This window comes from Klebsiella sp. AqSCr, from assembly GCF_008452795.1.
Taxonomy (GTDB): domain Bacteria; phylum Pseudomonadota; class Gammaproteobacteria; order Enterobacterales; family Enterobacteriaceae; genus Klebsiella; species Klebsiella pneumoniae.
On the sequence record NZ_MJDM01000051.1, the window covers coordinates 1 to 2,786 of the forward strand.

Here is a 2,786-nt window from a genome sequence, read left to right on the forward strand (position 1 = left end):
TTTGCCAAGTATAACCAGCTGTACCCGGATCAGTTCAGCAAGCTGGAGAAAGACATGATTAACGGCTTCGGTTCGGCCAAAGAGCAGTGGTTCTCCTCTTTTATGCTGCAGGTGGAAGCGAACTGCTCCTGGCACCGCCTGTTCGTTGACCCGCTCAGCCGGGCGATGTACTCCTCCAAAGGCCCGGATTTTGAGTACATGCAAGCGCGCCGGCAGGAGGGGGTCGATATCCACGATGCGGTATACGGACTGGCGTGCCGCAACTTTAAAGACGAAATGGCAGAGCTTGAATCCCGAATACCGGTGAATGACATGGAGGATAAACAGTGATGAAAAACAACACCGAACAACCGGTCAGTACGACCTCTCTTACCTTTCGCCGGATACCTGTCATCGTTGCTCTCGTGCTTTTCGCCCTGGCAACCAGCGCGTTTCTCTCACGCGTGGTTCTGGACTACTCCACGCCGCGGGTGGTGGCTTTTGATATGAAGAAAACGCTCGACAGCTTTATGGACAGTGTGAGTCAGAAGCAGCTGACAGAGGCGCAGTCCAAAGCGCTCTCTGATCGGTTTAACGACGCGCTGGAGAAGAGTCTGGCGGAGTATCAGCAGCAGCATCATGTGGTCATTCTGGTTTCACCTGCCGTGGTTCAGGGCGCGCCTGATGTGACCCGCAACATCCAGCACGACATTGCCCGCCGGATGAAAGGAGAAGAGTAATGATACGACTGAAAGACTGTCTGCTCGCCGCCTGCCTGTTATCGCCGCTGACTCAGGCGGCTGATCTCGGTACCTGGGGGGATTTATGGCCCGTCCGGGAGCAGGACATGCTGCAGCTCATCACGCAGCGTCTGCAGTCGCTGCAATCCTCTGGCCAGTGGGGCCAGACGATGGATGCGTTTAAGCAGCGGGTTATCGAGAACAGTCAGCGTCCGGCGCCGGTGGAAGGCATTAAGCGTGCGGAGAAATACGAGCAGCGCTGGTTTGATCCCAGCATCCGACTGACCGAAGACCTGAAGGACAATGAGGGGCGGGTGTTTGCCCGCAAGGGCGAAGTGGTGAACCCGCTTAAAACCGTACCGTTTGTCCAGACCCTGTACTTCATCAATGGTGACGATGCCGACCAGCTGGCCTGGATGAAGCGTCAGGTGCCGGAAACCCTGATGAGCAAAATTATCCTGGTGCGTGGCAGTATCCCGGACACCTCCGCAGCGCTGGACAGCCGGATCTATTTCGACCAGAACGGTGTACTGAGCAAGCGATTTGGCCTGACGGCGGTCCCGGCGCGGATCACGCCGGCGCCCTCCGGTGAACGGCTGAATATTGAGACCTTCCCGCCCGTCCCGCACCCCTGATCTGGGGCTGCGTTTTATTCAAAAGAGGTAACCGATGCCGATGATACTGGCCTTAATAATCCTGCTCACGATGCTCTTGCTGACGCTAATGTGGTCCACCATCCGTAAGCAGGAGAATGTCATACGGGAACTCAGTACAAGAGAAAGCTGGCTGGAGAGAGAGGTTGAGCGTCTCAGGACCGATAACGAGAAGCTGTACCGCTGGCTGAGATACAACGGTGAAAAGGTTATCGATGAAATGACTTGTGAACTCGATGCACTGTCCGCCGTTCGCCAGACGAACAGGGATTCATACCGTCGCCAGCTTTACCTCTTCGACTGCCTGTCCCTGATGGTGTGGGCCGGGATGGAGGGCGCCGAAGACTCTACACGGGAAAAGGTCCGCAATAAAACCGATGCCCTCCGTCTTGTTCTCAGGGAGAAAACTGACGAATGAAAGCCATATTTTTTTTAATCTGCATCGCGTTCTCAACGTTCAGTGGCCGCGCCGCCGCAGACCCCTCCTGTGAGGGCCGGTTTGTTAACCCGATCACCGATGTGTGCTGGCGCTGCATCTTCCCTCTGTCGCTCGGCAGCGTGCAGGTTGGTAAAGGCGATCTGCCTGATACCAGCAATCCCGGTAATCCCCTGCAGCTGTGTCCGGCGCCGCCACCGCTTTTTGTTCGCCCCGGTCTGGCCATCGGGTACTGGGAGCCGATGGCCATGACGGACGTCAGCCGTTCGCCAGGTTGCATGGTCAATCTGGGGGGCTTCAGTATCAATCTCGGCAAGACCGGCATGGGAACCGCGAGAAAGGACGATAAGCAGGTGAACGGCGCCTTCTATCACGTTCACTGGTACAAGTACCCGCTGACGTACTGGCTGAACATCATCACGTCGGCAGGCTGTCTGGAAGGCGGAGACATGGATATTGCCTATCTGTCCGAGATTGACCCGACCTGGGTGGACAGCAGCCTCACCACCATCCTGAATCCGGAAGCCATCCTGTTTGCCAACCCCATCGCGCAGGGCGCCTGCGCAGCGGATGCGCTGGCCAGTGCATTCCATATGCCGCTGGATGTGCTCTTCTGGTGTGGTGGAAGCCACGGCTCACTTTACCCGTTTAACGGCCAGGTCAGTAATGAATCCAGCCCGCTGCAGTCGTCGGTACTGGTCAGTGAACGTATGGCCTTCAAGCTTCACCGGCAGGGACAAATTATGGAGAGTATCGGGAAGGACAAGGCGGTCTGTTACGAATATCCCTCCCCGATCATCCCGAAAGAACGCTGGCGCTATCAGATGGTGAACATGTATCCGGACAGTGGTCAGTGCCATCCGCTTGGACGCAGCGTGATGCGCTGGGAGGCCGGCAAAAATCCACCCAACTCCCGCAAGAACTATGGCTATCTGATGTGGCGTAAACGCAATTGTGTCTTTCTCTGACAGGAGTCTC

General features: G+C 56.5%; 4 protein-coding genes and 1 pseudogene. All 5 read left to right on the forward strand.

All coding sequences use genetic code 11. The annotated features are described in order from the left end of the window. Window positions 1–330 (forward strand): annotated as a pseudogene (locus BHE81_RS27895) (type IV secretion system protein TraC); the annotation flags it as partial. After that, window positions 330–719 carry a type-F conjugative transfer system protein TrbI gene (trbI, locus tag BHE81_RS27900; RefSeq protein WP_013214025.1) on the forward strand — a complete coding sequence of 130 codons (390 nt, stop codon included), beginning with the start codon at window positions 330–332 and terminating at the stop codon, window positions 717–719. The pseudogene BHE81_RS27895 and the gene trbI, both read left to right, overlap by 1 nt. Then, on the forward strand, window positions 719–1,354 hold the full coding sequence (gene traW, locus BHE81_RS27905) for a type-F conjugative transfer system protein TraW (protein WP_013214026.1): 636 nt from the start codon (window positions 719–721) through the stop codon (window positions 1,352–1,354). Before trbI ends, traW begins: the two co-directional genes overlap by 1 nt. 34 nt (window positions 1,355–1,388) lie before the next feature. Next, window positions 1,389–1,790: a hypothetical protein gene (locus tag BHE81_RS27910; protein ID WP_004194979.1), complete on the forward strand. Its 402-nt coding sequence runs from the start codon at window positions 1,389–1,391 to the stop codon at window positions 1,788–1,790. Beyond that, window positions 1,787–2,776 carry a conjugal transfer pilus assembly protein TraU gene (gene traU / locus BHE81_RS27915; RefSeq protein ID WP_149888866.1) on the forward strand — a complete coding sequence of 330 codons (990 nt, stop codon included), beginning with the start codon at window positions 1,787–1,789 and terminating at the stop codon, window positions 2,774–2,776. Before BHE81_RS27910 ends, traU begins: the two co-directional genes overlap by 4 nt. Window positions 2,777–2,786: the final 10 nt, after the last annotated feature.